At 63.5% G+C, this 25530-nt stretch carries 23 protein-coding genes; 16 read left to right on the forward strand and 7 right to left on the reverse strand.

Annotated elements, in window-relative coordinates:
* Positions 1–48 precede the first annotated feature (48 nt).
* Positions 49–531, reverse strand: coding sequence for a sigma-70 family RNA polymerase sigma factor (locus BM110_RS07380; protein ID WP_071492100.1), 483 nt, complete (start codon positions 529–531; stop codon positions 49–51).
* 255 nt (positions 532–786) lie between these two features.
* Between BM110_RS07380 and BM110_RS07385 the strand changes: the two genes are divergently transcribed.
* The 14 genes from BM110_RS07385 to BM110_RS07450 all read left to right on the forward strand — a co-directional run bounded on the left by BM110_RS07385 (position 787) and on the right by BM110_RS07450 (position 16639).
* A complete protein-coding gene (locus BM110_RS07385; protein ID WP_093512960.1) occupies positions 787–1956 on the forward strand; it encodes an efflux RND transporter periplasmic adaptor subunit in 1170 nt (389 codons plus the stop codon).
* Positions 1940–3928: a MacB family efflux pump subunit gene (locus BM110_RS07390; protein WP_139212900.1), complete on the forward strand. Its 1989-nt coding sequence runs from the start codon at positions 1940–1942 to the stop codon at positions 3926–3928. Before BM110_RS07385 ends, BM110_RS07390 begins: the two co-directional genes overlap by 17 nt.
* Positions 3921–5324 carry an efflux transporter outer membrane subunit gene (locus tag BM110_RS07395; RefSeq protein WP_093124348.1) on the forward strand — a complete coding sequence of 468 codons (1404 nt, stop codon included), beginning with the start codon at positions 3921–3923 and terminating at the stop codon, positions 5322–5324. The genes BM110_RS07390 and BM110_RS07395 overlap by 8 nt, the downstream gene beginning before the upstream one ends.
* A 104-nt stretch (positions 5325–5428) precedes the next feature.
* The gene (locus BM110_RS07400; protein WP_093512962.1) at positions 5429–6178 is read left to right on the forward strand and encodes an alpha/beta fold hydrolase; all 750 of its coding nucleotides are present in this window, start codon (positions 5429–5431) and stop codon (positions 6176–6178) included.
* A 107-nt stretch (positions 6179–6285) separates the two neighbouring features.
* On the forward strand, positions 6286–7053 hold the full coding sequence (locus tag BM110_RS07405) for a FadR/GntR family transcriptional regulator (protein ID WP_093512964.1): 768 nt from the start codon (positions 6286–6288) through the stop codon (positions 7051–7053).
* A gap of 225 nt (positions 7054–7278) precedes the next feature.
* Entirely contained in the window at positions 7279–8481 is a 1203-nt protein-coding gene (locus BM110_RS07410) for an ABC transporter substrate-binding protein (protein ID WP_092244625.1), read from the forward strand.
* Positions 8482–8538: 57 nt separating this feature from the next.
* Positions 8539–9399 (forward strand): branched-chain amino acid ABC transporter permease, encoded by an 861-nt coding sequence (locus BM110_RS07415; RefSeq protein WP_015884776.1) that lies wholly within the window; start codon positions 8539–8541, stop codon positions 9397–9399.
* 1 nt (position 9400) lies between these two features.
* Entirely contained in the window at positions 9401–10411 is a 1011-nt protein-coding gene (locus tag BM110_RS07420; protein ID WP_093124359.1) for a branched-chain amino acid ABC transporter permease, read from the forward strand.
* Positions 10408–11157, forward strand: a complete 750-nt coding sequence (locus tag BM110_RS07425) for an ABC transporter ATP-binding protein (RefSeq protein ID WP_071492108.1) — start codon at positions 10408–10410, stop codon at positions 11155–11157. The genes BM110_RS07420 and BM110_RS07425 overlap by 4 nt, the downstream gene beginning before the upstream one ends.
* Entirely contained in the window at positions 11157–11852 is a 696-nt protein-coding gene (locus BM110_RS07430; protein ID WP_028617000.1) for an ABC transporter ATP-binding protein, read from the forward strand. Before BM110_RS07425 ends, BM110_RS07430 begins: the two co-directional genes overlap by 1 nt.
* A gap of 13 nt (positions 11853–11865) precedes the next feature.
* A complete protein-coding gene (locus BM110_RS07435) occupies positions 11866–13134 on the forward strand; it encodes a Zn-dependent hydrolase (protein ID WP_093512967.1) in 1269 nt (422 codons plus the stop codon).
* Positions 13131–14537 carry an amidase gene (locus tag BM110_RS07440; protein ID WP_092244613.1) on the forward strand — a complete coding sequence of 469 codons (1407 nt, stop codon included), beginning with the start codon at positions 13131–13133 and terminating at the stop codon, positions 14535–14537. The genes BM110_RS07435 and BM110_RS07440 overlap by 4 nt, the downstream gene beginning before the upstream one ends.
* Before the next feature lie 175 nt (positions 14538–14712).
* Positions 14713–15576 carry a LysR family transcriptional regulator gene (locus BM110_RS07445; protein WP_071492112.1) on the forward strand — a complete coding sequence of 288 codons (864 nt, stop codon included), beginning with the start codon at positions 14713–14715 and terminating at the stop codon, positions 15574–15576.
* Positions 15577–15634: 58 nt separating this feature from the next.
* Complete coding sequence (locus tag BM110_RS07450; RefSeq protein WP_092244607.1) at positions 15635–16639, forward strand: LacI family DNA-binding transcriptional regulator; 1005 nt, start codon at positions 15635–15637, stop codon at positions 16637–16639.
* On the opposite strand, the gene BM110_RS07455 is transcribed toward BM110_RS07450, so the two are convergent.
* From BM110_RS07455 to BM110_RS07480, 6 genes are all read right to left on the reverse strand, one after another.
* Positions 16636–17361 (reverse strand): SDR family oxidoreductase, encoded by a 726-nt coding sequence (locus tag BM110_RS07455; RefSeq protein ID WP_071492114.1) that lies wholly within the window; start codon positions 17359–17361, stop codon positions 16636–16638. The genes BM110_RS07450 and BM110_RS07455 overlap by 4 nt on opposite strands.
* Positions 17362–18894, reverse strand: coding sequence for an FGGY-family carbohydrate kinase (locus BM110_RS07460; RefSeq protein ID WP_093512970.1), 1533 nt, complete (start codon positions 18892–18894; stop codon positions 17362–17364).
* Positions 18895–18896: 2 nt separating this feature from the next.
* The gene (locus tag BM110_RS07465; RefSeq protein ID WP_078049332.1) at positions 18897–19976 is read right to left on the reverse strand and encodes an alcohol dehydrogenase catalytic domain-containing protein; all 1080 of its coding nucleotides are present in this window, start codon (positions 19974–19976) and stop codon (positions 18897–18899) included.
* 22 nt (positions 19977–19998) lie between these two features.
* Positions 19999–20991 carry an ABC transporter permease gene (locus BM110_RS07470; RefSeq protein WP_093512972.1) on the reverse strand — a complete coding sequence of 331 codons (993 nt, stop codon included), beginning with the start codon at positions 20989–20991 and terminating at the stop codon, positions 19999–20001.
* Positions 20957–22465, reverse strand: a complete 1509-nt coding sequence (locus BM110_RS07475) for a sugar ABC transporter ATP-binding protein (protein WP_093512974.1) — start codon at positions 22463–22465, stop codon at positions 20957–20959. The genes BM110_RS07470 and BM110_RS07475 overlap by 35 nt, the downstream gene beginning before the upstream one ends.
* A gap of 63 nt (positions 22466–22528) precedes the next feature.
* On the reverse strand, positions 22529–23452 hold the full coding sequence (locus BM110_RS07480; protein WP_092244596.1) for a substrate-binding domain-containing protein: 924 nt from the start codon (positions 23450–23452) through the stop codon (positions 22529–22531).
* Between the two features lie 294 nt (positions 23453–23746).
* Between BM110_RS07480 and BM110_RS07485 the strand changes: the two genes are divergently transcribed.
* On the forward strand, positions 23747–24424 hold the full coding sequence (locus tag BM110_RS07485) for a sterol desaturase family protein (RefSeq protein ID WP_093512977.1): 678 nt from the start codon (positions 23747–23749) through the stop codon (positions 24422–24424).
* Entirely contained in the window at positions 24421–25518 is a 1098-nt protein-coding gene (locus tag BM110_RS07490) for an SMP-30/gluconolactonase/LRE family protein (RefSeq protein ID WP_093512979.1), read from the forward strand. Before BM110_RS07485 ends, BM110_RS07490 begins: the two co-directional genes overlap by 4 nt.
* Positions 25519–25530 lie beyond the last annotated feature (12 nt).

Raw genomic sequence — 25530 nt, forward strand, 5'->3', positions numbered from 1 at the left:
TGTTGATAGGAAACGAGGACAGTGAAATAAAATTTAACTGATCAGTGATCAGTGCGCTTCCCACTCGCGCATGCGCACCCGGCAGTGCTTCATGGCGTTGACGATGTGTTTTTCCACCAACGCGCGGGAAATGCACAGGCGTTCGGCAATCTGCAGGTGGGTCAGGCCGTCGAGTTTGCGCAGCAGGAAGCTGTCGCGACAGGCCGGCGGCAGCTCGGCCAGGGCGCGTTCGAGCAGTTCCAGGCGCTGGCCGTGGTCGTGGGTGGTGTGCGGCGAACTGCTGGCAAAGCGTTCTTCGGCATCGAGTACGTCCAGCGGTTCGACCTGGCGCAGGGCGTTGCGCCGGTGGCCGTCAATCACCAGGTTAAGCGCGGTGCGGTATAAAAAGGCACGGGGTTGTTCGATGGGGGTGTCGCTGGAACGTTCCAGCACCCGGACATACGCGTCATGCACCACATCCTCGGCCACCTGACGGTTGCCCAGCTTGGCGTTGAGGAAACACACCAGCTCGCGATAGTAGTTTTCCAACATGACTCCCGGCCGCGGGGTGGCGGCATTAGGTCCCCGGGTGCAAAAAAGACAGCGTTCAGGTGATGGCAGTTTGAGTGTGTGCAATTTATAGTAATTCTCATCTACTTTTAAAGCAGACTCGCATCAACGGACGATTTTTTTCTTCAAGGGAGCTGTAACTGCTTATGTAACCGCCTAAATCCCCGCGCAATTCTCTCGTTTACTTGTCAGCTCCCCGCAACTGCGGTCCGAACTTTCCTGGCTGGAAACCCACGCATGAAACGCCCTCGACCCGCCCGACGCGCCTTGCTCGTTATCGCGTGCCTGATCCCCATTATCGCCGTCGCGGCCTGGCAGGTGCTGCCGCCGGGGCGTGACACCCTCACCACCGTCAGCGTCACCCGCGGCAATATCGAAAACAGCGTGACCGCCCTGGGCACCCTGCAACCGCGTCGTTATGTGGACGTGGGCGCCCAGGCATCGGGGCAGATCCGCAAGATCCACGTCGAGGCCGGCGACCAGGTGCAGGAAGGCCAACTGCTGGTGGAGATCGACCCGTCCACGCAGAAGGCCAAGCTCGACGCCAGCCGCTACGCCATCGAAAACCTCAAGGCCCAGTTGCAGGAGCAAAAGGCCCAGCACGAACTGGCGCGCCAGAAATACCAGCGCCAGCAGCGCCTGGTCGCCGGCAACGCCACCCGCGAGGAAGACGTACAAACCGCCAAGGCGGAATTGAGCGCCACCCAGGCCCGGGTCGATATGTTCCAGGCGCAGATCCTGCAAGCCCAGGCCAGCCTGCGCAGTGATGAAGCCGAGTTGGGCTACACGCGGATTTATGCGCCGATGACCGGCACCGTGGTCGCGGTGGACGCACGGGTCGGCCAGACCCTCAACGCGCAGCAGCAGACACCGTTGATCCTGCGGATCGCCAAGCTGTCGCCGATGACCGTCTGGGCGGAAGTCTCGGAAGCTGATATCGGCCACGTCAAACCGGGCATGACCGCCTATTTCACCACCCTGAGCGGCGGCAACCGGCGCTGGACCAGCACCGTGCGGCAGATCCTGCCGATCCCGCCCAAGCCGTTGAACGAAACCCAGGGCAGCGGCAGCCCCAACAGTTCGAATAAAAGCGGCAGCGGCCGCGTGGTGCTGTACACCGTGTTGCTGGATGTGGACAACAGCGACAACGCGTTGATGGCGGAAATGACCGCCCAGGTATTTTTCGTCGCCAGCCAGGCCCAGAATACGCTGACGGCGCCGATCGCTGCGCTACAGGGCACGGCCAACGCCAACCAGCAGATCGCCCGGGTGGTGGGCAAGAATGGCCGTATCGAGCAGCGCCAGGTGCAGGTCGGCATCAGCGACCGCTTGCGCGTGCAGGTACTCGACGGCCTGAACGAAGGTGATCAACTGCTGGTCGGCCCGGCCGATGGCAACGGGGGTTGAGGTGAACACGGCCCTGATCGAACTCAAGGACATCCGCAAGTCCTACGGCGGCGGCGACAGCCCGCAGGTCGACGTGTTGCGCGGCATCGACCTGGCGATCCATGCCGGGGAATTCGTCGCCATCGTCGGTGCCTCCGGCTCCGGCAAGTCCACGTTGATGAACATCCTCGGTTGCCTTGACCGCCCCAGCACCGGCGACTACCTGTTCGCCGGGGAAAACGTCGCGCACCTGGACAGCGACGAACTGGCCTGGCTGCGCCGCGAAGCCTTTGGTTTTGTGTTCCAGGGCTACCACCTGATCCCCTCGGGCACGGCCCAGGAAAACGTCGAGATGCCGGCGATCTACGCCGGTATCAGCGCCGCCGAACGCCATGCCCGCGCCCACGCCCTGCTCACCCGCCTGGGCCTGGCCGAGCGCACCGGCAACCGTCCGCACCAGCTGTCCGGCGGCCAGCAGCAGCGAGTGTCCATCGCCCGTGCGTTGATGAACGGCGGCCATATCATCCTCGCCGACGAACCCACCGGCGCCCTCGACAGCCACAGCGGCGCCGAGGTCATGACCCTGCTGGACGAACTGGCCAGCCAGGGCCACGTAGTGATCCTGATTACCCACGACCGCGAAGTGGCTGCGCGGGCCAACCGCATCATCGAAATTCGCGATGGCTTGATCATCAGTGACTCGGCCAACGACAGCGACACCAAGCCCGTAGCCACCACCGGGGCCCTGCAAGCCGTGGACCTGCGCCAGCGCCTGGCCGACGGCGCCGAGCACAACGGCGCCTGGAAAGCCGAACTGGTGGACGCGGTGCAAGCTGCCTGGCGTGTGATGTGGATCAACCGCTTCCGCACCGCGCTGACCCTGCTGGGCATCATCATCGGCGTGGCGTCGGTGGTGGTGATGCTGGCGGTGGGCGAAGGCAGCAAGCGCCAGGTCATGGCGCAGATGGGGGCGTTCGGCTCCAACATCATCTACCTCAGCGGTTCATCGCCGAATCCGCGCACGCCGCTGGGGATCGTGACGCTCGATGACGTGCATGCGCTGGCGGCCCTGCCGCAGGTGCAGCGCATCATGCCGGTCAACGGCAACGAAGCCGGGGTGCGTTTCGGCAATGTCGACTACATGGCTTACGTGGGCGGCAACGACACCAACTTCCCGGAGATTTTCAATTGGCCGGTGGTCGAGGGCAATTACTTCACTGCCGCCGACGAGCGTGCCGCTGCCACCGTGGCGGTAATTGGTCATCGTGTGCGCGAGAAGCTGTTCAAGGGCGAGGTCGACCCCATCGGCCAGTACATCCTGATTGAAAACGTGCCATTCCAGGTGATCGGCGTGCTGGCGGAAAAAGGCGCCAGCTCCGGCAACAAGGACAGCGACGATCGCGTTGCCATCCCTTACACCGCCGCCAGCGTGCGCCTGTTCGGCAGCTACAACCCCGAGTATGTGGTGATCGCCGCGGCGGACGCGCGCAAGGTCCGCGAGGCCGAGGTGGCCATCGACCAGTTGATGCAAAAACTGCACAACGGCAAGCGCGACTATGAGCTGACCAACAACGCCGCGATGATCCAGGCGGAGGCGCGCACGCAGAACACACTGTCGCTGATGCTCGGTTCGATTGCCGCGATTTCCCTGTTGGTGGGCGGCATCGGGGTGATGAACATCATGTTGATGACTGTACGCGAGCGTACCCGTGAAATCGGTATCCGCATGGCCACCGGCGCACGCCAGCGCGACATCCTGCGTCAGTTCCTCACCGAAGCGGTGATGCTTTCGGTGGTCGGCGGCCTGTGCGGCATCGCCCTCGCGCTGTTGGTGGGCGGCGTGCTGGTGCTGGCCAAGGTGGCGGTGCAGTTTTCCCTGGTGGCGGTGTTCGGTGCATTCGGTTGCGCCCTTGTCACCGGCGTCGTATTCGGCTTTATGCCGGCCCGTAAAGCTGCCCGGCTCGATCCGGTCAAGGCGTTGACCAGTGAATAAACGATCCCTTTACCTGCCCGGCCTCTGCGTATTGCTCAGCGCCTGCACCGGCAACCCGCCTGCCATCGACAGCGGCATTGCACCGCCGGCTGCCTGGCAATATACCGAGCGCAGCGCCGCCCAGGCCACCCAGCAGCAATGGTGGACCCAGTTCGGCAGCCCGCAGCTCAATCACCTGGTCGACCAGGCCCGCCGGGACAGCTTCGACGTGGCCGCCGCCACGGCCCGCGTGCGCCAGGCCCAGGCCAGCGCAGTGATCGCCGGCGCGCCGCTGCTGCCGGAGGTGAAATTCAACCTCGCCACCAGCCGCCAGAAATTGCTGCGCGGCCCGGGTGGCCCGGACCTGGACGCAACACGCAGCGATGATACCGTCGATAACTACAGCGCCAACCTCACCGCCAGTTACGAGGTGGACTTCTGGGGTGGCCGCGCCGCCGCCCGCGACAGCGCCTTACAGAGTCTGCGCGCCAGCGCGTTCGACCAGGCCACGGTGGAACTGACCCTGCTCAGCAGCGTCGCCGACCGCTACGCGCAAACCCTGGCCGCCCGGCAGCGCGAGCAGATTGCCGAGCTGAACCTGGCCAATGCGCGCAATGTGCTCGCGCTGGTGCAGACCCGCTATGACGCCGGCTCCGCCACCGCGTTGGAACTGGCCCAGCAAAAAAGCCTGGTGGCCAGCCAGCAACGCCAATTGCCGCTGATCCAGCAACTGAGCGAAGAATCGCGGATCACCCTGGCCGCCCTGCTCGGCCAGCCGGTACAAGGCCTGGACCTGGGCTCCGAGAGCTTCCAGGCGCTGACCTGGCCAACCATCGGTGCGGGCATGCCCAGCCAACTGCTCAGCCGCCGCCCCGACCTCGCCAAGGCCGAAGCACAACTGGCGGCGGCACAGGCCGACGTCACCGTGGCCCGCGCCGCCATGCTGCCTGCCATCACCCTGGGCGCAACCCTGGGCTCGGATGCCTACAAGGCCCTGGATATCCTGCGCAGCCCCTACTACACGCTGACCGCCGGCCTGGTCGGCCCGATCTTCAACAACGGCCGTTTAAGCGCTGAACGCGACAAGGCCCGCGCCCGCCAGGATGAACTGCTGCAAACCTATCGCGGCGCGATCATCAACGGTTTTGCCGATGTGGAAAAAGCCCTCAGCAGCATCACCCGCCTCGACCAGCAACGCGAATGGCAGCGTGAAGAACTGCAACAGGCGCAGACGGCGTTCCAGATTGCCGAAAGCCGCTACCAGGCCGGCGCCGAAGACCTGCTCACCGTGCTGGAAACCCAGCGCACCCTGTACGCGGCCCAGGACCAGAACGTGCAACTGCGCTTGTCACGCCTACAGGCCAGTATCGCCCTGTACAAAGCACTGGGTGGTGGCTGGCAGACAGAGATCCGATAAACAAAACTCCAATTTCATACAACAGACGTTCTTTCAGCCTACATTCTTCGACCCAAGGTCCTTGGTAAAAAAGCCGCTATCACACGGTTGCCCGGGACCTCTCGATGACTTCTGCAAAACACCTGACGGGCGCCTGCCTCTGGCTGATGGCAAACCTTGCTACAGCCCAGCCGTTGATCCCCCCCACTGCCATCGACTGGTTGCTGGACTGTCCCCTGCCCTCCGTTGAACGCCTGGACCCTGCGGTACTGGAACGGACCCAATGCGGCACCGTGAGCGTACCGCGCAATCATGCCGCGCCCCGCCAGGGCAGGTTGCGCTTGTACGTAACCCGCGTCGGGGCCCGCGACCCGTTGAACCGTGAAGGGGTGATCATTGCCCAGGCCGGCGACGCGGCCAAAAAGACTCAGGTCGGCACCTTCGTCATCCACCTGGCCAGCCTGTGGGGCTCCCACTCCCACCCGGCCTATCGCCGGCTGGTCGACCGTTATGACGTCATCGAGCTCAGCACCCGCGACCTCAGTACCGACAATGGCATCGAGCAGGCAGCCCAGGACCTGGAGTTCGTACGTACCCAACTCGGGGAAGCTCAATTGCGTTACCTGGGCAATGCCGACAGCGCACGCCTGGGCAACCGCTACGCCACGCTGTTCCCCGAGCGGGTCACGCGCATGGTACTGGTCAACGCGCACGCGAGCGAAATGGCGGCGCCCTTCGTTGAACAACTGCGCCTGAAAGACTCGTCCACACAAGACTCCAGCAGTTGCATCAACCGCTGGGTGGGCGACTTCCTGATCTACGGCAAGCAACCTCCACGCTCCACGCGCTGCCTGGATTCCGCCGAAGGACAGTAACCCCCTGTTTGCGACCTGTTGTCCTCAAAAACGACACCCGGCGTTGACGTTGGGGGTCGATCGTTATTAAGTGCTATTTATCCGCATTAATACGATAAATCGAACCCATGCTAAGCCGCCCGCTACGACGCAAACGCCAGAAGCTGTCCGATGTGATTGTCGAGTCGGTCAAGCGCTCAATCGTCACCGACGCCTTGAAACCCGGCGACCGCCTGCCCACCGAACGTGAGTTGATGGAAAGCTTCCAGTGCTCCAAGGGCTCTGCCCGCGAAGCACTCAAGGCCCTGGAAGTGGAAGGCCTGGTGAGCACCCGCACCGGCCCCAGCGGTGGCGCCTACCTGAACCAGGCCGGCACCGAACCGGCCAGCCGCGCATTGCGCAACTACCTGCACTTCCAGCACCTGGACGGCGAACAGGTGTACCAACTGCGCAAAGTCATCGAAGTGGAACTGGCGGTGTCGGTGCTCGGGCGCCTCAGCGAAGACGACTACCAGGCCCTGCAAGACAACGTGGACTTCTGCAGCGCCCCGGAAGACAGCGAGGTCGGCCAGCGCGAACAACGCCTGGCGGAGCTGGAGTTCCACAACCTGCTGGCCAAGGCCTGCCCCAACCCGCTGCTGAGTTTCATGGCGCAGTTTCTCAACGACCTGCTGCGCGACCTGGTGGTGCTGAAAAAAGCCTACAAGCCCAAGCGCAAGCAGTTCGACGCGGCCAACCTGGATTATCACAAGCAGTTGCTGATCGCCTTTCGTGCCGGGGATGAAAGCGCGGTACGCAGCTTGATGCATGAACACATGTGCGATGCCGAACACCACATGACCGCGCTGGAAGGCCAGGTCAGCCCGCATTTTCTACTGGAGTTCGATCACTCTTAAAGAACACCACAGACCCCATGTGGGAGGGGGCTTGCCCCCGATGACGCCAGCACATTCAACATTAATGTCGACTGACACACCGCTATCGGAGGCAAGCCACCTCCCACATGTGGGCTGCATTTCAACCACACATCGTTTCATCCAATAACAGGCCTGCCCACAGGCCCTTGCTCCACCGTATCGCCATTGCCACTCCTGCCAATAACTAAACCAGGGAGTCACCCCATGCAGCGTCGTACGTTGTTGAAAGCCAGTCTCACCGCCGCAGCCGCCCTCAGCCTCCCGCTGAGCGTGCGCTCGGCATTCGCCGCCGAGCCCTTTACCTTTTACGGCCTCAAGTCCATGTCTGGCGCGTTTGCCAGCTATGGCAAGTTTGCCGACATGGGTTCGCGCCTGGCGGTGGAGCAGTACCCGCAGGTGCTGGGTCGCCCGTTGAACTACAAGGTCATCGACACCGAAGGCAACGCCGGCAAGGCGGTGCGCAAGGTCCAGGAAGCCATCCAGCAGGACGGCGCGCGGTTCTTCCAGGGGTGCACCTTGTCCTCGTCGGCACTGGCGGTGGCCAAGGAAGTCGACAAGGTCGGCGGCGTGTTCATGACCCCGGTGGGCGCCGATGAAGTCACCGGCAAGGACTGCAACAAGGCGACGTTCCGCTGGTCCGTGCCCACCTACGGCGCAATCCGCGAAACCATGGTGCCGCTGATCAAACTGCTGCCCGACGCCAAGCGCTGGTACACCATCACCCCGCAATACGTGTTCGGCGAAGCCCTGCTCGAAGGCGCCAAAAACGTGCTCAAGGAACACGGCCTGGAACACGTCGGCAACAGCTACCACTCGCTGCAGGAACAGGAATTTTCCGGCTACCTGACCAACGCCATCTCGACCAGACCCGACGTGCTGGTGCTGCTCAACTTCGGCAGCCAGTCGTCCAACACCCTGCGCCAGGCGGTCAACTTCGGCATCAAGGAGCGCATGAAAGTGCTGCTGGTGTGGTCCGCCGGACTCGACCAATTCCAGGAACTGGGCAGCGATGTACTCGAGGGCGTGTACCTTGGCGCACAGTACTGGCACCAGGTCGACACCCCGCTCAACCGTGAACTGGTCAAGCTGACCCAGGCCAAGTACGGCATCAACCCCACCTACCCGCTGGCCGCCGACTACATCAGCACCAGGGTCATGCTCGAAACCATCATCGCCACCGGCAGCTTCGACGGGCCGACCGTGGCCAAGGCCATGCAGGGCCTGAGTTTCGAAGGGCCCACCGGCAAGGAATCGATCCGCGCCGGCGACCACCAGGTGATCAAGGACTACTACCTGCTGATCGGCAAGGCCAGCAGCGAGATGGCCGACAAGGACGACCTGGCCAAGGTGCTCAGCGCCGGCCAATCGTTCCCGCCGGTGGACGCCACGGGCTGCACGCTCGGCTGATCCCCTGAATTTTGTAGCGCAGGGCCGCGCAAGCGGCGTCCTGCCGAGGGTTCCTGCATGCTTAATCTTTACCTGTTCCAGATCCTCAACGGCCTTGGGCTGGGGATGATCTACTTCCTCATTGCGGTCGGGCTGACGATCATTTTCGGCCTGCTCAACTTCGTCAACTTCGCCCACGGCGCGTTCTTTCTGCTGGGTGCCTACATCTGCTACACCGCCGTGAGCCTCACCGGCAACTTCTGGCTGGCGCTGCTGATCGCGCCACTGGTGGTGGCTGCACTGGCCTGGGTGATCGAGCGCCTGTTGATCCAGCGGATCTACCACTTGCCGCACATGTTCCAGATCCTGGTGACCCTGGGGATTGCACTGATCATCCAGGAGGCCAGCGTGATGATCTGGGGCCCGGTGGGCAAGAGCGTCGCGGTACCGGAACTGCTGCGCGGCGTGCTGGTGGTGGGTGACTTCGTGTACCCCTACTACCGCCTGTTCCTCATTGTGTTTTCCGGGCTGGTCGGCCTGGGCCTGTGGTTGCTGCTGGAACGCACGCGCTTCGGTGCCCTGGTGCGCGCCGGCAGTGAAAGCACCGAAACCGTGTCGCTGCTGGGCACCAATATTTTCCGCCTGTTCTCCATGACCTTCGCCCTCGGCGTGGCCCTGGCCGGCGTCGCCGGTGTGCTGTTCGCACCGTTGCGCGGCGCGCAGCCCTTTGTCGGCCCGGAGATTCTCGGCGTGGCCTTCGTGGTGGTGGTGATCGGCGGCATGGGCTCGTTCAGCGGTGCGCTGGTTGGCGGTTTGCTGGTGGGCGTGGTGCAAAGCCTGATGACCACACTCTGGCCCCAGGGTGCGAGCCTGATGATCTACGGCGCGATGGCCGTGGTGATTCTGGTCCGTCCCTACGGCCTGTTCGGGAGAGCCTGACATGAGCGAGAAAAATCCCCTGCCGTTTGCCAAGACGCAATCGCGCGCAATGCTGCTGTGGGTGTTGGCGGTATTGATCGGCCTGCCGCTGATCTTGCCGTCGGCGACCCTGGCCACCGAGATCCTGATCTTTGCCATGGCCGCCCTGGCCTGCAACCTGTTGCTGGGCTACACCGGGCTGCTGTCGTTCGGCCAAGGCATCTTCTTCGGGGCCGGCGCGTACTGTGCGGCGCTGCTGATGATCCACCTGCAACTGGGCCTGTTCACCGCGTTGCTCGGCGCCGCCATTGCGGGTGGGTTCCTGGCCTTGCTGGTGGGTGCCCTGGCGATCCGGCGTACCGGTATCTATTTCGTGATGCTGACCCTGGCGTTCAGCCAGATGGCGTATTTTGTCGCCTACACCCTCAGCGACTGGACCGGCGGCGACAACGGCCTGCTCAGCGTGCCGCGCCCGGAAATCCGCCTCGGCGACACCGTGCTGCTGTCCCTGGCCGACGCCCGCGCGTTCTACGGTTTTGTCGCGGTGCTGTTCCTGCTGATCTTCATCGGTGCGCGCCGGGTGATCGCCTCGCCGTTCGGCAGCACGCTGATGGCGATCCGTGAAAACGAAACCCGCGCCTCGGCCATCGGCTACGACACGCGGCACTTCAAGATCCTGGTGTTCGTGCTGTCCGGCGCCGTCACCGGGATTGCCGGGGCGCTGTACGCCATGCTGCTGCACTTTGTGCCGCTGTCGAACATCGACCTGGCGATGTCCGAGAACATCCTGATCATGACCATCGTCGGCGGCACCGGTTCGCTGTTTGGCTCGTTGCTGGGCGCCGGTTCCATCGTGCTGCTCGGGGATTTCCTCTCCGACCTGTGGCCGCGCTGGCTGATGCTGCTGGGGGTGATCCTGATCCTGGTGGTGATCTTCATGCGCGGTGGTTTGTGGGGCGGCCTGGCGTCGCTGTTCGAGAAGGTACGCGGCAGCCGCAAGAACGTGGTTATCGCCAAGGAGGAAGGGCTATGAGCATCCTGCTGGAAACCCAGGACCTGGAACTGGCCTACGGCGCGTTCCACGCAGTGAATGGCGTGAACCTCAAGGTCGAGGCCGGCACCATCCACACCATCATCGGCCCCAACGGCGCCGGCAAGACCAGCCTGTTCCACTGCCTCACCGGCGAGCGCCAGGCCACCGCTGGAGCAATTCATTTCGACGGTAAAAACCTGATGCGCAAGCCCGCCCACGGCCGTGTGGGCCTGGGCATGGCGCGTTCGTTCCAGCTGACCAGCCTGTTTCAGAACCTCAGCGTGCGCGAGAACCTGCGCCTGGCCGCCCAGGGCCGTGACGGCGCACGTGCCCTCAACTTCTGGCGTCGCGTGGACAGCCAGCGCGAACACCTGGAGATGGCCGACCAGGTGCTCGAACGCCTGCAACTCACCGCCCGCGCCGACACCCTCGCCGGCGAGTTGTCCCACGGCCAGCAACGGGTACTGGAGGTGGGCATGTCGATCTGCTCCAAGCCGAAACTGTTGATGCTGGATGAGCCCACCTCGGGCATGGGCATCGACGATATCCCGATCATGACCCAGTTGATCAGCGACCTCGGCCGCGATCACACAGTACTGCTGATCGAACACAACATGAGCATTGTCATGTCCATCAGCCAACGCATCACGGTGATGAGCCACGGCCAGATCCTGGTGGAGGGCACGCCGGAATTCGTGCGCGCCGATGAACGTGTGCGCACTGCATACCTTGGGGAGGCTGCCTGATGCTGATCGTCGAGAATATCCATTCCTACTACGACAAGAGCCACGTGCTGGAAGGCGTGTCGCTGACCGTCAACCCCGGCGAACTGGTAACGCTGCTCGGCCGTAATGGCGCCGGGAAGACCACCACCCTGCGCAGCATCCTCGGCATCATCTGCCCGCGCCAGGGCCAGATCCACTTCAACGGCCAGGCGCTGGTCGGGCAGAAGATCTTCGAAATCGCCCGTCAGGGTTTGGCATTGGTCCCGGAGAACCGTGGGATTTTCCGCTTGCTCACCGTCGAGGAAAACCTGCGCATCGCCGCACGCAAGACCAGCCGCTGGCAACTCGAAGACGTGTACGCCATGTTCCCGCGCCTCAAGGAGCGCCGCAAAAACGCCGGCCATGCGCTGTCCGGCGGCGAGCAGCAGATGCTCGCCATCGCCCGCGCCCTGCTCAACGACCCCAAGCTGCTGATCCTCGATGAACCCACCGAAGGCCTGGCCCCGGTGATCGTCGACGAACTGGTGAAAATCCTGCGCAAGGTCAAGGACGACGGCCTGCCGGTGCTGCTGGTGGAACAGAACCTGATGGTCTGCGACAAGCTCGCCGACCGCCATTACGTGCTTGAACAGGGCCGCGTCGTCTACGAAGGCAGCGCCGAAGCCTTCCGCGCCGACCCTACGATCAAAAACCGTTATTTGGCCCTGAGTGCCTGACCGGAGATTGCAGATGAACAGTTTTGCGCAACCGCTCCAGAGCAACGCCCTATTGATCAACCGCGACCGCCTGTGGCAATCGCTGATGGACCTGGCCCGACTCGGCGCCACCGCCAAGGGCGGCGTGTGCCGCCTGGCCCTCACCGACCTCGACCGCCAGGCCCGCGACCTGTTCGTGCAGTGGTGCGAGGCCGCCGGGTGCAGCGTCAGTGTCGACGCCATCGGCAATATCTTTGCCCGCCGCGCCGGGCGCAACCCCGCCCTGCCCCCGGTGATGACCGGCAGCCATATCGACACCCAACCCACTGGCGGCAAGTTCGACGGCTGCTACGGGGTGATGGCCGGGCTGGAAGTGATCCGCACCCTGAATGACCTGGACATCGAAACCCAAGCGCCGATTGAAGTGGTGGTGTGGACCAACGAAGAAGGCTCGCGTTTTCCGCCGTGCATGATGGGCTCCGGGGTATTTGCCGGTAAGTTCGACTTGCAGGACACCCTCGACAAAGTCGATGACCGGGGCCTGTCGGTGGGCGCCGAATTGCAGCGCATCGGTTACGCCGGTTCCCGCGCCGTGCTCGGCCACCCGGTCGGTGCCTACTTCGAAGCACATATCGAACAAGGCCCGGTACTGGAAGACCAGGCCACTACCATTGGCGTGGTCATGGGGTGCCTGGGGCAGAAGTGGTTCGATCTGACCCTTACCGGCGTAGAGGCCCACGCCGGCCCGACGCCGATGCACCTGCGCAAGGACGCCCTGGTCGGCGCCGCCGAGGTGGTCAGCGCAGTCAACCGCATCGCCCATCAACAGCAGCCCCACGCCTGCGGCACGGTGGGTTGCCTGAGCCTGCACCCTGGCTCGCGCAACGTGATTCCCGGCCAGGTGCACATGACCATCGACCTGCGCCACCTGCACGCGGACAAGCTGCAAGCCATGGTCGATGAAGTGCGCGACGTGATCGAAGCCACTGCCCAGCGACACGACCTGACCTTTGAGCTGACGCCCACCGCCGACTTTCCACCGCTGGACTTCGCCCCGGCCTGCGTCAATGCGGTGCGTGACGGCGCCGAAGCCTTGGGCCTGAGCCATATGGACATCGTCAGCGGGGCCGGGCACGACGCGATTTTTGTCGCCGAACTCGGCCCGGCCGGCATGATCTTTGTGCCGTGCGAAGGCGGCATCAGTCATAACGAAATCGAAAACGCCGCGCCGGATGACCTGGCAGCCGGCTGCGCGGTATTGCTGCGCGCCATGGTCAATGCGGCACAGGGGGACGTGGCATGAGCGAGATCGGCCAACTGACAGCGGTGCAACTGCTGCAGCATTTTCGCGACCAGACCTTGTCGCCGGTGGAAGTCACCGAGGACGCTTTGTTGCGCATCGAGCGCTACAACCCGGTGGTGAACGCCTATTGCCACGTCGACCCGGAAGGTGCTCTGAACGCCGCACGCGCCTCGGAACAACGCTGGCTCAAGGGCCAACCCTGCGGCCCGTTGGACGGCGTGCCGGCGTCGATCAAGGACCTGACACTGACCATCGGCATGCCGACCCGCAAGGGCTCGCGCACGTCATCCGCCGAAGGGCCGTGGGACGTCGACGCGCCTTTCACGGCCTTCATGCGCAAGGCCGGCGCGGTGCTGCTGGGCAAGACCACCACCCCGGAATTCGGCTGGAAAGGCGTCACCGACAACCCGCTGTACGGCATCACCCGCAACCCCTGGGACACCCGCACCACGGCGGGCGGCTCGTCCGGCGGCGCGGGCGCAGCGGCGGCGTTGAACCTCGGCGTGTTGCACCAGGGCAGCGACGCCGGCGGCTCGATCCGCATTCCCTGCGCGTTTACCGGCACCTTCGGGATCAAGCCGACCTTCGGTTATGTGCCGCAGTGGCCGGCCAGCTCCATGACCATTCTGTCGCACCTGGGGCCGATGACCCGCACGGTGGAAGACAGTGTGCTGATGCTGCAAACCATCGCCCAGCCGGATACGCGCGATGGCTTGATCGGTGCTCCACGCACCACACCATGGCTGACGCCGGGTACGGATTTGAAAGGGTTGCGTGTGGCCTACAGTCCGAACTTCGGTTACGTGAAGGTCGACCCACAAGTGGCCAAGGTGGTCGCGGAGGCGGTGCGAGGCCTGGAACAACTGGGCGCCCATGTCGAGCAGATCGACCCCGGTTTCAGCGACCCGCTGGACGTCTTCAGCACCTTGTGGGCAGCCGGCGCGGCACGCCTGACCGGCGCCATGAGCGAGACACAAAAACAACTGCTGGACCCCGGACTGTCAAGGATTGCACAACGCGGCGAACAGTTGAGCCTGGACGACTTCAGCGCCGCCCTTGAAGCCCGCGCCGCATTGGTGGCGCGCATGGCCGCGTTCCATGAGCATTACGATGTGCTGGTGTCGCCGATGATGCCGATCACCGCATTCGAAGCCGGGCACGACGTACCGCCCGGCTCCGGCTTGCAGGCATGGACGCAGTGGACGCCCTTCACCTACCCCTTCAACCTGACCCAGCAACCGGCGGCATCGGTGCCGTGCGGGCTGGCGGCGAATGGCTTGCCGGTGGGCTTGCATGTGGTGGGCGCGCGGTTTGCCGATGAGCAGGTGTTGAGGGTGTGCCAGGCGTATGCAAAGGCATTTCCGACCAAGCACCTGCAAGCGCCAATCATCAGAACACCGTAGGACCCAATGTGGGAGGGGCTTCACGCCGATGGTCCTGGCCTTATCTGGCTAAGGACGAACACTGCAACTGTGGGTACTTTTCGCCAGTTCTACCTGAAGATCTTGGAAGCAAGCCTTCTCCCACCGTTTCGAGCGCATTCCATTACACTGTCCCCCATTCATCCCCGGGGGCTTCATGGACATCGAACTGGCACGCACCTTCCTCGAAATCACCCGCTGCGGCAGCCTCGCCGCAGCGGCCGAGAAACTGCACGTCACCCAGACCGCCATCACCGCACGGGTCAAGAGCCTGGAAAGCCAATTGGGCAGCACGCTGTTCATCCGCAACCGCGCCGGCGCCAGGCTGACCGCCGACGGCGAGGCCTTCGTGGTGTACGCCAACCAGTTGCTGCAAACCTGGGAAGCGGCCAAACGCGACCTGCCGTTGCCCGATGGCTATCGCAACGTGCTGCACATCGGCGGCGAGGTCAGCCTGTGCAACCCGTTGATGCTCGGCTGGGCCCAGGCCCTGCGCCAGAACATCCCCGGCCATGCCCTGCGCACCGAAATCCGCGAAGGCGAATACCTGCTGCGCCAACTGGAGCTGGGTGTGCTGGACGCCGCGCTGGTGTTCCAGCCGCAATACTGGCCGGGCTTGCAGGTGGAGCAGGTGCTGGAGGAAAAACTGATCCTGGTACAGCTGGTGAGCAACCCGGCGCCCTATGTGTACATCGATTGGGGACCCGGCTTTCGTCAACAACACGACGCCGCCCTGCCCGACAAGGCCCGCGCCGCACTGAGTTTCAACCTGGGGCCGCTGGCGTTGCAGTACATCCTGGAAAATGGCGGCGCCGGTTATTTTCGCACCCGCGTGGTGCAGAGCTACCTGGACAGCGGCGTGATGCAACGCGTGCCCAAGGCGCCGGAGTTCAGCTTCCCCACGTACCTGGTGTATTCACGGGCGCGGGATTCGGCGGTGTTGCAACAGGCACTGGCGTTGCTGCGCGAGGTGGTCAAGGCCGAAAGCGACTGGTCGCAGCGCTGGGACCCGCTGATTTGAAGCAACAATATCCGCCGCGCATGCTAGCCTGCGGGTGTTTCCTTTTGCAGCCTTACCGATGAACAAGAAAAAGTCCGTCACCATCAGCGACATCGCCAAACAGGTCGGCATGACCACCATCACGGTGTCCCGGGCGCTGAGCAAACCTGACCTGGTCAAGCCGGCCACCCTGGCGCGCATCCTCGAAGTGGCGCGGGAGCTGGACTATGTGCCCAACGCCTTCGCCCGCGGCCTCAAGCGCAGCGAAAGCCTGATCATCGGCGTGATCACCGCCTCGGTGGACAACCCGTTCTACAGCGAAATGATCAAGGCAATTTCCCGCGAGGCCAAGCAGCACGGCTACACCATCATGCTGGTGGACACCGATGAGCTGGAAGAACTGGAAAGCAAGGCCGTGGACACCCTGTTGGGCTACCGCGTGGCGGGGATCATCCTGTCGCCGGTCTCGGATGAGCCGGGCTACCAGCCCGACTACCTGGAACGCCTGGCCAACGGCAAGACCCCGGTGGTGCTGCTCGACCGCACGATCCACGACAGCCCGTTCAGCCGCGTGGTGCTCGACAACTACCACAGCGGCATCCAGGCCGCGCACTACCTGCTGCGCCAGACGCCCGACCTCAGGCGCCTGCTGGTGCTGACCGGCCCCGAACATTCACGCATCACTGTGGAGCGCCTCAAAGGCCTGCGTGAAGTGCTGGCCGAACACCCGCAGGTGCAGGTCGAAGTGCAGGCCGGCGACTACACGCTGATGCCGTCCTACCTGCACACCCTCGACTACCTGGCCGAACACTCGGCGCCGGACGCAATCATGGGGTTCAACCAGTTGATCACCCTCGGCGCCCTGCGTGCGCTGCGCATGCACAATATCCCCCACGACAGCCTGACCATCTGCGGCATCGACCGCCTGCCCTTCGCCGATATCTTCGGCGTGCCCATCGCCTGCGTGGCCCATGATGCGTCGCTGGCCGGCAGCAGCGCGGTACGCCTGCTGCTTGACCGTCTCGAAGACCCGGGCAAGCCCCGGGACAAGGTGGTCATCGCCGGCCAGTTGGAAAACGGCTAGCGGCTGGTATAGCCGCCGTCGATGGGCAGGCTGACGCCGCTGATCATGCTGGCCGCGCGGCTCAGCAGGAACAGCACCGGCAGGGCCACTTCCGCAGTTTCAGCAAACCGCCCCAAGGGAATTGCCGCCAGCGCCGGATCGCGCTTGGCCGGCGCGGACCACGCCATGGCTGCCATCGGCGTGAGTGTGACCGTGGGGTTGACGCTGTTGACGCGAATGCCGAAGCGGCCCCACTCGGCGCATTGCACACGGGTGATCGCATCCAGCGCCGCCTTGGAGGCGCAGTAGCCGAGGTGATCGTCCAGCGCCACCAATGACGCCTGGCTGGAGACGTTGACGATGCTGCCGGCGATCTGCGCTTCGATCATTTTTGCCGCCACGCGGCTGGCGACCTGCGCGGCGGCGCGGGCGTTGACCTGCATCACCTGGTCGAACGCCTCGGCGCTGATGGCGGCGGCGGGCTCCAGGCGCGAGATACCCGCGCAGTTGACCAGGCCGTGCAGCGGCGGCAGGTCTTGCAGGGCATTGTCGAGGGCGGCGCTGTCGGCGATGTCCAGGCAGAGGCTATGGCAGCCGAGTTCGGCCAAGGCTTGGGCGTCGCGGCCAAGGGCAAACACATCGGCGCCGCTGGCAATCAGTTGCAAGGCGATTTCACGGCCGATGCCACTGCTGGCGCCGGTGACGAGGATGCGGTGGTGGGTGAAGTCGAAGGCTGCGTTCATTCAATTCTCCTGCAGGCTGTGCATGATCGGTTTCAGGGCCGGATACAGCTTCAGGTATTCGCCGAACGCACGGTCGTACGCCTCGACATTTTCCGCCTTGGGCTCGGCTCGCAACTCCAGCTGTACCCAGCCCTTGTCCATCTCCCCATCGCTCACCAACCCCACCGTATGTGCCGCCAGCAACGCCGCGCCCAACGCCGCCTCAACCTCCTGCACGATGGTGTACACCGGATACCGCGTAACGTCCGCGATGATCTGCATCCACAGGTCCGAATGGCTCGCCCCGCCCACCACGATCAAGCGCGGGTCCAGGGAATGCGCGCCGCGCGTGCCCGCTTCGATGTTGTGCCGCAGGGCAAGACTCACCCCTTCCAGCACTGCGCGGTACAGGTGGATTCTGCTGTGATACAGGTTCAAGCCGACAAAACTGCCACTGGCGCGGTCGTCCCACACCGGGCTGCGCTCACCCATCAGGTAGGGCAGGAACAACAACCCTTCGCTGCCCGCCGGGATATGCGTCGCACGCTGTTCCAGCAACGCCAGGCTGTCCTGGCCGCTGGCCTTGGCCTGCTGCTCTTCGGCCTGGCAGAACTGCTCGCGAAACCAGCTCACCGAAGCCCCGGCGGTGATCGCACCGCCAAAGATATACAGGTCGCGGTGGCCGTTGTAGACGTGGGGCATGCTCACCAGGCCATGGTGTGCATCCACCTGCTGGTTGAGGTACCCCCAGCACATGCTGGTGCCGATCATTGCCACATGATTGCCTGGTTGAGTCACTCCCGCCGCCAAGGTTGCCATGGCCGCATCGACGCCACCGGCCAGGATCGGTGTCCCCGCCTGCAGGCCCAGACGCGCAGCCCACCCCTCCAGCAACCCACCGACGACCTCCCCGGAATACACCAGGCGCTCCGGCATCATCGCCGGCGGTATGCCCAATGCATCGAGCATTTCGTCAGACCAGCCACGCGTCTTCACGTCGTAGACGCCACCGATGTTGCCGGCACTGCTGTGGTCCACCGCCAACTCACCGGTGAAGCACCAGTTGATGTAGCTGTTCGGTGGCAGCAGGTAGCGGGTTTTCGCCCACACCTCGGGCTGGTGCTGCTTGAGCCAGAGCATCTTGGTGAAACCGTAGTAGCTGTCCACCGAGTTGCCGCTCACCTCGAACAGGCGCTCCAGGTCCACATGCTCACGCACCCAGGCCACCTGCTCGCCGGCGCGGCGGTCCATCCAGATCAGGCACGGGTGCAGCGGTGTGAGCTGCGCATCCACCGCAATCCCCGAGCCGCCGTACAGGCTGCTGATGCACAGCGCCTTGACCTGGTCTTTCGCCACGCCGGCCTTGGCCATGCACTGCGCCACACAGATCTCGACCGCGTCCAGCCAGACCTGCGGCCATTGTTCGGCCCAGCGCACTTTCGGGGTATCCACGCGATACCCCTGGCTGTGCTGGGCGATGATCGTGCCGTGACCATCCACCAGCAGCGCCTTGGTGCTCTGGGTTCCGATGTCGACCCCCATCACGTAATTCATGCTCAAACCACCGGCTTCAACAGCACCTTGATCGACTTGGTCGAGTTGGCCAGCTCGAAGGCTTCGGCCCAGTCGTCCAGCGGGAAGTCATGGGTGACGATGCCTTTGGAGGTGACCAGGCCGCGCTCGAACAGGTCGATGGCGATCGGGTAGCAATAGGGGCCGAGGTGCGCGCCGCGGACGTCCAGTTCCTTGCGGTCGCCGATGATCGACCAGTCGACGCTGGTCTCGGCGCCGAACACGCTGAACTCGACAAAACGCCCGAGCTTGCGGATCAGGTCCAGGCCCTGGGTGACACCGGCCGGTACGCCGGTGGTTTCGATGTAGACGTCGCAACCGTAGTTGTCGGTGAGGCCGTTGATGATCTCGCGGGCGTTGTCGCGCGACGGGTTGATCACCACATCGGCGCCGAATGTCTTCGCCAGCTCCAGGCGCTCATCGACCATGTCGATCACCACCAGTTTCTTCGGGGTTTTCAGCGCGGCGACTTGGACCATGCACAGGCCGAGGGTGCCGGCGCCGGCGATCACCACCACGTCGTCGAGCTGGATATCGCCACGGTTGACGGTGTGGATCGAACACGCCATCGGTTCCACCAGTGCCGAGTCTTCCAGCGACACCGACTCGGGAATTTTGTGCACGATGGCGGTCTTGGGAATGCGCATGTACTGGGCCATGCCGCCTTCGGCGACTTCGCGCTGGAAGCCGAAGATGTTGTGCACTTCGCACATCCAGTACTTGCCGGATTTGCAGAAGCGGCACTTGCCGCAGGGCACGATCTGCTCGGCGATCACCTTGTCGCCTACCGCGACTTCAAAGTGCTCTTCGGCGCCCTCGCCCGCCTCCACCACATAGCCGAAAAACTCGTGCCCCGGCACCACCGGCGCCTTGACCCACGGGTTGTCGCCACCCCAGAACATCGCCGCGCCAGAGTGGCACTTGCAGTCACTGGCGCAAATGCCACAGGCGGCGATGCGGATCACCAGTTCATTGGCGCGCGCCTGGGGTTTGCCGATGCGCTCCAGGCGATAGTCTTTGGGGCCGTGGCAAACGACGGCTTGCATTTGGGTGTGCTTGTCCATGGTGTTAGGTCCTGTCTTGAGTTTATTTATGGCGCTGACGGCTGATGAAAATCGCCAGCAAAATGATCCCGCCCTTGATCACGCTCTGGACGTAGGGTGAAACGCCAAGCATGTTCAGGCCGTTGTTCAGCACGCCGAGCAGCATGGCGCCGAGCAAAGTGCCCACGATCACCCCGCGCCCGCCGGCAATCGACGCGCCGCCGAGTACCACGGCGGCAATCGCATCCAGCTCGAACGACACGCCGGCATTCGGCTGGCCGCTCATCAGGCGTGAGGTGAGTACCAGCCCGGCAATCGCCGCCGTCAGGCCGCTGATGCCATACACCAGCAACTTGAAGCGCGCGGCGCGCACGCCGGACAAGCGCACCGCTTCTTCATTGCCGCCGATGGCGTAGATGTAGCGGCCGATGCGCGTGTGTTGCAGCAGCACATAGGCGGCGGCGTAGGTGACCAGCATGATCAGGATCGGCACTTCGATGCCGAACAGGCTCTGGCGACCAAAGAAGCCAAACCACTCCGGCAGCCCGGAAATCGGGTAGCCGTCGGTGTACATCAGGCCCAGGCCCCGGGCGATGCCCATGGTCGCCAGGGTCACGATGATCGGCGGCATGTGCAGGTAGGCGACGAACAGGCCGTTGCCGATGCCGAAGGCCACGCCGATCAACATCCCCGCGCCAATCGCCAGGCCCGGCGGCAAGCCCGCGACCATCAGGCCAGCGGTGAGCGTGCCGGACAACGCCATCACCGGCCCCACCGACAGATCGATGCCGCCGGTGAGGATCACGCAGGTCATGCCCACCGCGATGATCGCGTTGATCGACACCTGGCGGGCGATGTTCGACAGGTTGCTGGCGGAGAGGAAGGTGTCGCTGGCCAGGATCATCACCAGGGTCACCACCACCAGCCCCACGAACGGGTAGAACGCCGGCGAGCGCACCAGCCGCGCCAGGTTCAGGCGCAGCCGACTGCTGTCGACGGTGTTAATGGACGTATTCACTTGAGCCCCCTGTTGCATGGCGCATGACCTCTTGAGGATTGACGGCGGACGCTTCGAGTACCTTGACGATGGCGCCCTTGTGAAACACGGCGACGCGGTCGCACATGCCGATGACTTCCGGCAACTCGGAGGAAATCATGATGATTGCGTAGCCCTGTGCGGTGAGGCTGCGCATCAGCGCGTAGATCTGCGCCTTGGCCCCCACGTCGATGCCACGGGTGGGTTCGTCGAACACCAGCACGTCGCAGTGGTGGTTGATCCAGCGGGCGATCACCACCTTCTGCTGGTTGCCGCCACTGAGGTTGAACACCCGGCTTTCGCCGCTGGGCGCCTTGATCGACAGCTGACGCATCAGGTCTTCGACGCTGGCGCTTTCCCTGGCCTTGTCGATCAGGCCCGAAGCGTTCTGGTATTTGGGCAGGTTGTTCAGCGAGATGTTTTCACGAATGCTGAAATCGGTGATCAGCCCTTCGCTCTTGCGGCTTTCCGGCAGCAGGCCGATGCCGTGGGCGAGCGCTTGCGCCGGGTCATCGAGGGTGATTTTCTCACCGCGCAGCCACACGTCTTTGCTCACTGACGGCAGCGCGCCCATCATGCCCAGCGCCAGTTCGGTGCGACCGGAGCCGACCAGACCGGCAAAACCGAGGATCTCGCCCTTGTGCAGTTGGAAGCTGTTGCGGGGCCCGTTGCGCACCAGCTGGATGTCCCTGACCTCCAGCAACAGCGGGCCGCGTGCGCCGCTCGGTTTGGGCGGAAAACTGCATTCCAGGCGCCGCCCGACCATCATCTCGACCAGGCGGTCGATATCACTGTCGGCCACCTCGGTGACGCCGACATTGCCGCCGTCGCGCAACACGCTGATGCGGTCGCACACCTGGAAAATCTCCTCCAAGTGATGGGAGATGAATATCACTGCCACGTCCTGGCGCTTGAGCTCGCGCATGATCTCGAACAGCAGCTCGGCTTCGCTGGGCGTGAGGGTGGCGGTGGGTTCGTCGAGCACCAGCAGGCGCGCATCCAGGGCCAGGGCCTTGGCGATTTCGACAAACTGCTGCTCGGCCACGCTCAGGTGCTTGACTGCGCATTGCAGGTCAATGGTCACGCCCAGGCGCTTAAACAAGGCCTCGCTGGCCTCGACCATTTCGCGCTTGCGCAGCAGGCCGAAACGGTTGCTGAGCTCATGGCCGAGGAAGATGTTTTCCACCGCCGTGAGGTAGGGAATCAGGCTGAATTCCTGGAACACGATGCCGATGCCAGCGGCGATTGCATCGCGGTAGGTGGCGAACTGCCGGGCCTGGCCATCGATCAGGATCTGGCCTTCGTCCTGATGCTCGACGCCGCCGAGGATCTTCATCAGGGTCGATTTGCCCGCGCCATTTTCGCCGAGCAAGGCATGGATCTCGCCGCGCTCGACCTGCAGGTTGATGGACTTGAGGGCCTGTACGCCCGGGTAACGCTTACAGATGTTTTCCAGCTTCAGAAGACTGCTCATACCGCCGACCTCGTATTCAGAAGGAGACCGCAAGCCCCACGGATGGCGTGGGGCCTGGGTGATTTACCAGCTGAAATCCTTGGCCTTGTCCCGGTCGATCAAGGTGATGTCCACCGGGATGGTGGCCGGCACTTGCGAGCCCCACTTCTTGGCCAGGGCAATGCCCAGGGCAAGGCGGATCTGGTCGCGAGGGTATTGCGCCGAGGTGGCGATGAACTTGCTGCCCGGCTTCTGGATCGCCTTGATCGCTTCCGGCGCGCCGTCGACGCTGACCAGTTTCACGTCCAGGCCGCTGGCTTCGATGGCCGAGAGTGCGCCGAGGGAGCCGTTGTCATTCACGCTGAAAATACCTTTGAGCGTCGGTTGCGCCTGCAGCATGTTTTCGGTGACGGTCAGCGCCTGGTCGCGCTCCTGCTTGCCGTTCTGGATGCTGACAATCTTGATGTCCGGGTGCTTGGCCACGGCTTCCTTGCAACCGCGCACACGCTCCAGGATCGGCACCACGGCGATGCCGTCGAGGATGGCGATGTTGCCTTTGTCGCCGATGCTCTTGGCCAGGTATTCACAGGCCTGGAAGCCGGCATCGAAGTTTTTCGAACCGACAAAGGAATCCAGCGGGCCATCCGCCTGGGCATCGACCGCGACAACCACCACACCGGCGGCATGGGCGGATTTGACGGCCGATTGCACGCCGACCGAATCGGTGGGGTTGATCAGCAGGATATCGATGCCTTTTTGCAGCATGTCTTCGACGTCGCTGACCTGCTTGGACACGTCGTGGCGGGCGTCGGTGATGATCAGTTTCGCACCGATGCTCGCCCCGGCTTCTTCCAGGGCGTTTTTCATGGTGACGAAATAGGGGTTGTTGATTTCCTGGAAGGACGCGCCGATGCGGATCGGCTTGGCGGCGTCGGCAAAAGCAGGGGCGGCGGTGCCGAGGGTGATGCTTACAGCCAATAAACACAGGGTTTTCGGGAGCATTTTCATGGCGTGGTTCTCTGTTTTGTTTTTATTGTTAGAGCAAATGTTATCGTTAACATTTTGCGAGAAGCTAACAAGGAAATTCGGGTGACGCAAGGGGCCACTGGTCGGCTTCGGTCGGAATGTGGGAGGGGGCTTGCCCCCGATGGCGGAGTGTCAGTTGGCGATGTAAGTGACTGACCCGCCACCATCGGGGGCAAGCCCCCTCCCACACGTGTTCATGTGTGCACCACAAAACCTCGCACAATCTTGAGTACCAACTAAGCTCAGCCTCCAATAAAAAATACCGAGCTGCCTGCCATGGCCCATCCCACCGAGACCTTTCGCGCCCGTTACCGCGCCCAAGTCGCGCGCCACTACAACCCCTGGCTCCACGCCAGTTTCGTGTTCGGCTACGGCATCGCATGCATCAGCCTGGCCTGGTCATCGACGCACCAGATCACCGCACTGCAATGGCTGACCGTGCCCGCGACGCTGGTGTTCTTCAACCAGTGTATCTACCTGGTGCACCGCCACCTCGGCCACCACAAACACGCCTTGTCCCGCCTGTTTTATGCGCGCCACACTGGCGATCACCACAGCTTTTTCACCCCCGGCCACATGACCTACGACAGCCCCCGGGACTGGCGCGTCATCCTGTTCCCGGCCTGGCTGATCGTGTTGCACAGCCTGGCGATCACACTGCCCGCGTGGTGGTTGATCAAACAACTGAGCCCCAACGTCGCCGGCCTGTTCGCCGGGTGCATGATCCTCGGGTATTTGCTTTACGAATTGTTTCACGCCTGTGAGCACCTGCCCGCCGACCACCCGGTGGCGCGCCTGCCGTGGATCCGCCAGATGCACCAGTTGCACGCCCTGCATCACCGCCGTGAGCTGATGCAGGGGCGCAATTTCAATATCGTCCTCCCGCTGATGGATTACCTGTTCGGCACCCTGTACTGGGAGCCGGGCCCCCACGACAACCAGGAATCGTCATGAGTACCCGTCCCAAAAAACTGCGTCATCTGTTGTTTGTGCTGTTTCTGCTGGTGGTTGCCTTCTTGTTGCTGATGCCCACCAAAGTGCAACCGGTGAACTGGACACCGCCCAAGCCACCTTCGATGAAGGACGGCCCCTACGCCGAAAACCAGCGTCTCAAGGGCGTGCAGAAGATCGGCGCCCAGGACATCGCCGGGCCAGAGGCGTTGCTGCTGGATGCACAGGGTTATCTGATCAGCGGCCTGCATGACGGGCGCATCATCCGCACCGCGCCCGACAGCCGCAGCCTGGAGGTGCTGGCCGACACCGGCGGGCGGCCCCTGGGTCTGGCGCTGCACCCGGATGGGCGCTTGATCATTGCCGATGGCATCAAGGGCCTGCTCGCCCTGGATGCAAACCGCCAACTCACTACCTTGAGCACGGGTGCCAATAACGTCCCCTTCGGTTTCACCAATGACGTCACCGTGGACGCCAGCGGGCGTTATGCCTACTTCAGTGATGCATCGAGCCGCTGGGGTTACGGCCAGGACGGCGAAGCGGTGATCGAGCATGGTGGCGATGGCCGGTTGCTGCGCTATGACTTCAGCAACAGCACCACCGAGGTGCTGCTCGACCAGCTGCAATTCGCCAATGGCGTGGCCCTGGGCCCGGATGAACATTACGTACTGGTCAATGAGACCGGCGCCTATCGCATCAGCCGGTATTGGCTCAAGGGCGAACGTGCCGGCAGCCATGACCTGTTTATCGACAACCTGCCCGGCCTGCCGGACAACCTCAGTTTCAACGGCCAGGACCGTTTCTGGGTGGCGCTGTATTCACCGCGCAACCCTTTGCTGGACAGCTTCGCCGGGTACCCCTTGCTGCGCAAAGTGATGGTGCGGGCGTTGATGGTGGTGCCCAAGCCGATCGAGCGCAAAGCCTTTGTGCTGGGGTTGGATACGCAAGGCAAGGTGATTGCCAATTTGCAGGATGGCAGCGCGGGGAATTACTCGCCCATTACCACCGCTCGGGAATACGGCGAGTGGTTGTACCTGGGCTCGTTGAAGGGCACGAGCATGGCGCGGTTGCCGTTGGCACAGGCGTTGGCGCCCTGACGCAAAAAGGGC

The organism is Pseudomonas sp. NFPP28 (assembly GCF_900115535.1).
Lineage (GTDB): Bacteria > Pseudomonadota > Gammaproteobacteria > Pseudomonadales > Pseudomonadaceae > Aquipseudomonas > Aquipseudomonas extremorientalis.

Bases quoted from the DNA above. Each gene is read 5' to 3' on its own strand.
- BM110_RS07435 (WP_093512967.1), top strand. From the start codon at position 11,866: ATGAACAGTTTTGCGCAACCGCTCCAGAGCAACGCCCTATTGATCAAC.
- BM110_RS07410 (WP_092244625.1), top strand. From the start codon at position 7,279: ATGCAGCGTCGTACGTTGTTGAAAGCCAGTCTCACCGCCGCAGCCGCC.
- BM110_RS07450 (WP_092244607.1), top strand. From the start codon at position 15,635: ATGAACAAGAAAAAGTCCGTCACCATCAGCGACATCGCCAAACAGGTC.
- BM110_RS07385 (WP_093512960.1), top strand. From the start codon at position 787: ATGAAACGCCCTCGACCCGCCCGACGCGCCTTGCTCGTTATCGCGTGC.
- BM110_RS07460 (WP_093512970.1), bottom strand. From the start codon at position 18,894: ATGAATTACGTGATGGGGGTCGACATCGGAACCCAGAGCACCAAGGCG.
- BM110_RS07455 (WP_071492114.1), bottom strand. From the start codon at position 17,361: ATGAACGCAGCCTTCGACTTCACCCACCACCGCATCCTCGTCACCGGC.
- BM110_RS07470 (WP_093512972.1), bottom strand. From the start codon at position 20,991: ATGCAACAGGGGGCTCAAGTGAATACGTCCATTAACACCGTCGACAGC.
- BM110_RS07390 (WP_139212900.1), top strand. From the start codon at position 1,940: ATGGCAACGGGGGTTGAGGTGAACACGGCCCTGATCGAACTCAAGGAC.
- BM110_RS07380 (WP_071492100.1), bottom strand. From the start codon at position 531: ATGTTGGAAAACTACTATCGCGAGCTGGTGTGTTTCCTCAACGCCAAG.
- BM110_RS07465 (WP_078049332.1), bottom strand. From the start codon at position 19,976: ATGGACAAGCACACCCAAATGCAAGCCGTCGTTTGCCACGGCCCCAAA.
- BM110_RS07440 (WP_092244613.1), top strand. From the start codon at position 13,131: ATGAGCGAGATCGGCCAACTGACAGCGGTGCAACTGCTGCAGCATTTT.
- BM110_RS07400 (WP_093512962.1), top strand. From the start codon at position 5,429: ATGACTTCTGCAAAACACCTGACGGGCGCCTGCCTCTGGCTGATGGCA.
- BM110_RS07475 (WP_093512974.1), bottom strand. From the start codon at position 22,465: ATGAGCAGTCTTCTGAAGCTGGAAAACATCTGTAAGCGTTACCCGGGC.
- BM110_RS07415 (WP_015884776.1), top strand. From the start codon at position 8,539: ATGCTTAATCTTTACCTGTTCCAGATCCTCAACGGCCTTGGGCTGGGG.
- BM110_RS07480 (WP_092244596.1), bottom strand. From the start codon at position 23,452: ATGAAAATGCTCCCGAAAACCCTGTGTTTATTGGCTGTAAGCATCACC.
- BM110_RS07430 (WP_028617000.1), top strand. From the start codon at position 11,157: ATGCTGATCGTCGAGAATATCCATTCCTACTACGACAAGAGCCACGTG.
- BM110_RS07420 (WP_093124359.1), top strand. From the start codon at position 9,401: ATGAGCGAGAAAAATCCCCTGCCGTTTGCCAAGACGCAATCGCGCGCA.
- BM110_RS07425 (WP_071492108.1), top strand. From the start codon at position 10,408: ATGAGCATCCTGCTGGAAACCCAGGACCTGGAACTGGCCTACGGCGCG.
- BM110_RS07405 (WP_093512964.1), top strand. From the start codon at position 6,286: ATGCTAAGCCGCCCGCTACGACGCAAACGCCAGAAGCTGTCCGATGTG.
- BM110_RS07445 (WP_071492112.1), top strand. From the start codon at position 14,713: ATGGACATCGAACTGGCACGCACCTTCCTCGAAATCACCCGCTGCGGC.
- BM110_RS07490 (WP_093512979.1), top strand. From the start codon at position 24,421: ATGAGTACCCGTCCCAAAAAACTGCGTCATCTGTTGTTTGTGCTGTTT.
- BM110_RS07485 (WP_093512977.1), top strand. From the start codon at position 23,747: ATGGCCCATCCCACCGAGACCTTTCGCGCCCGTTACCGCGCCCAAGTC.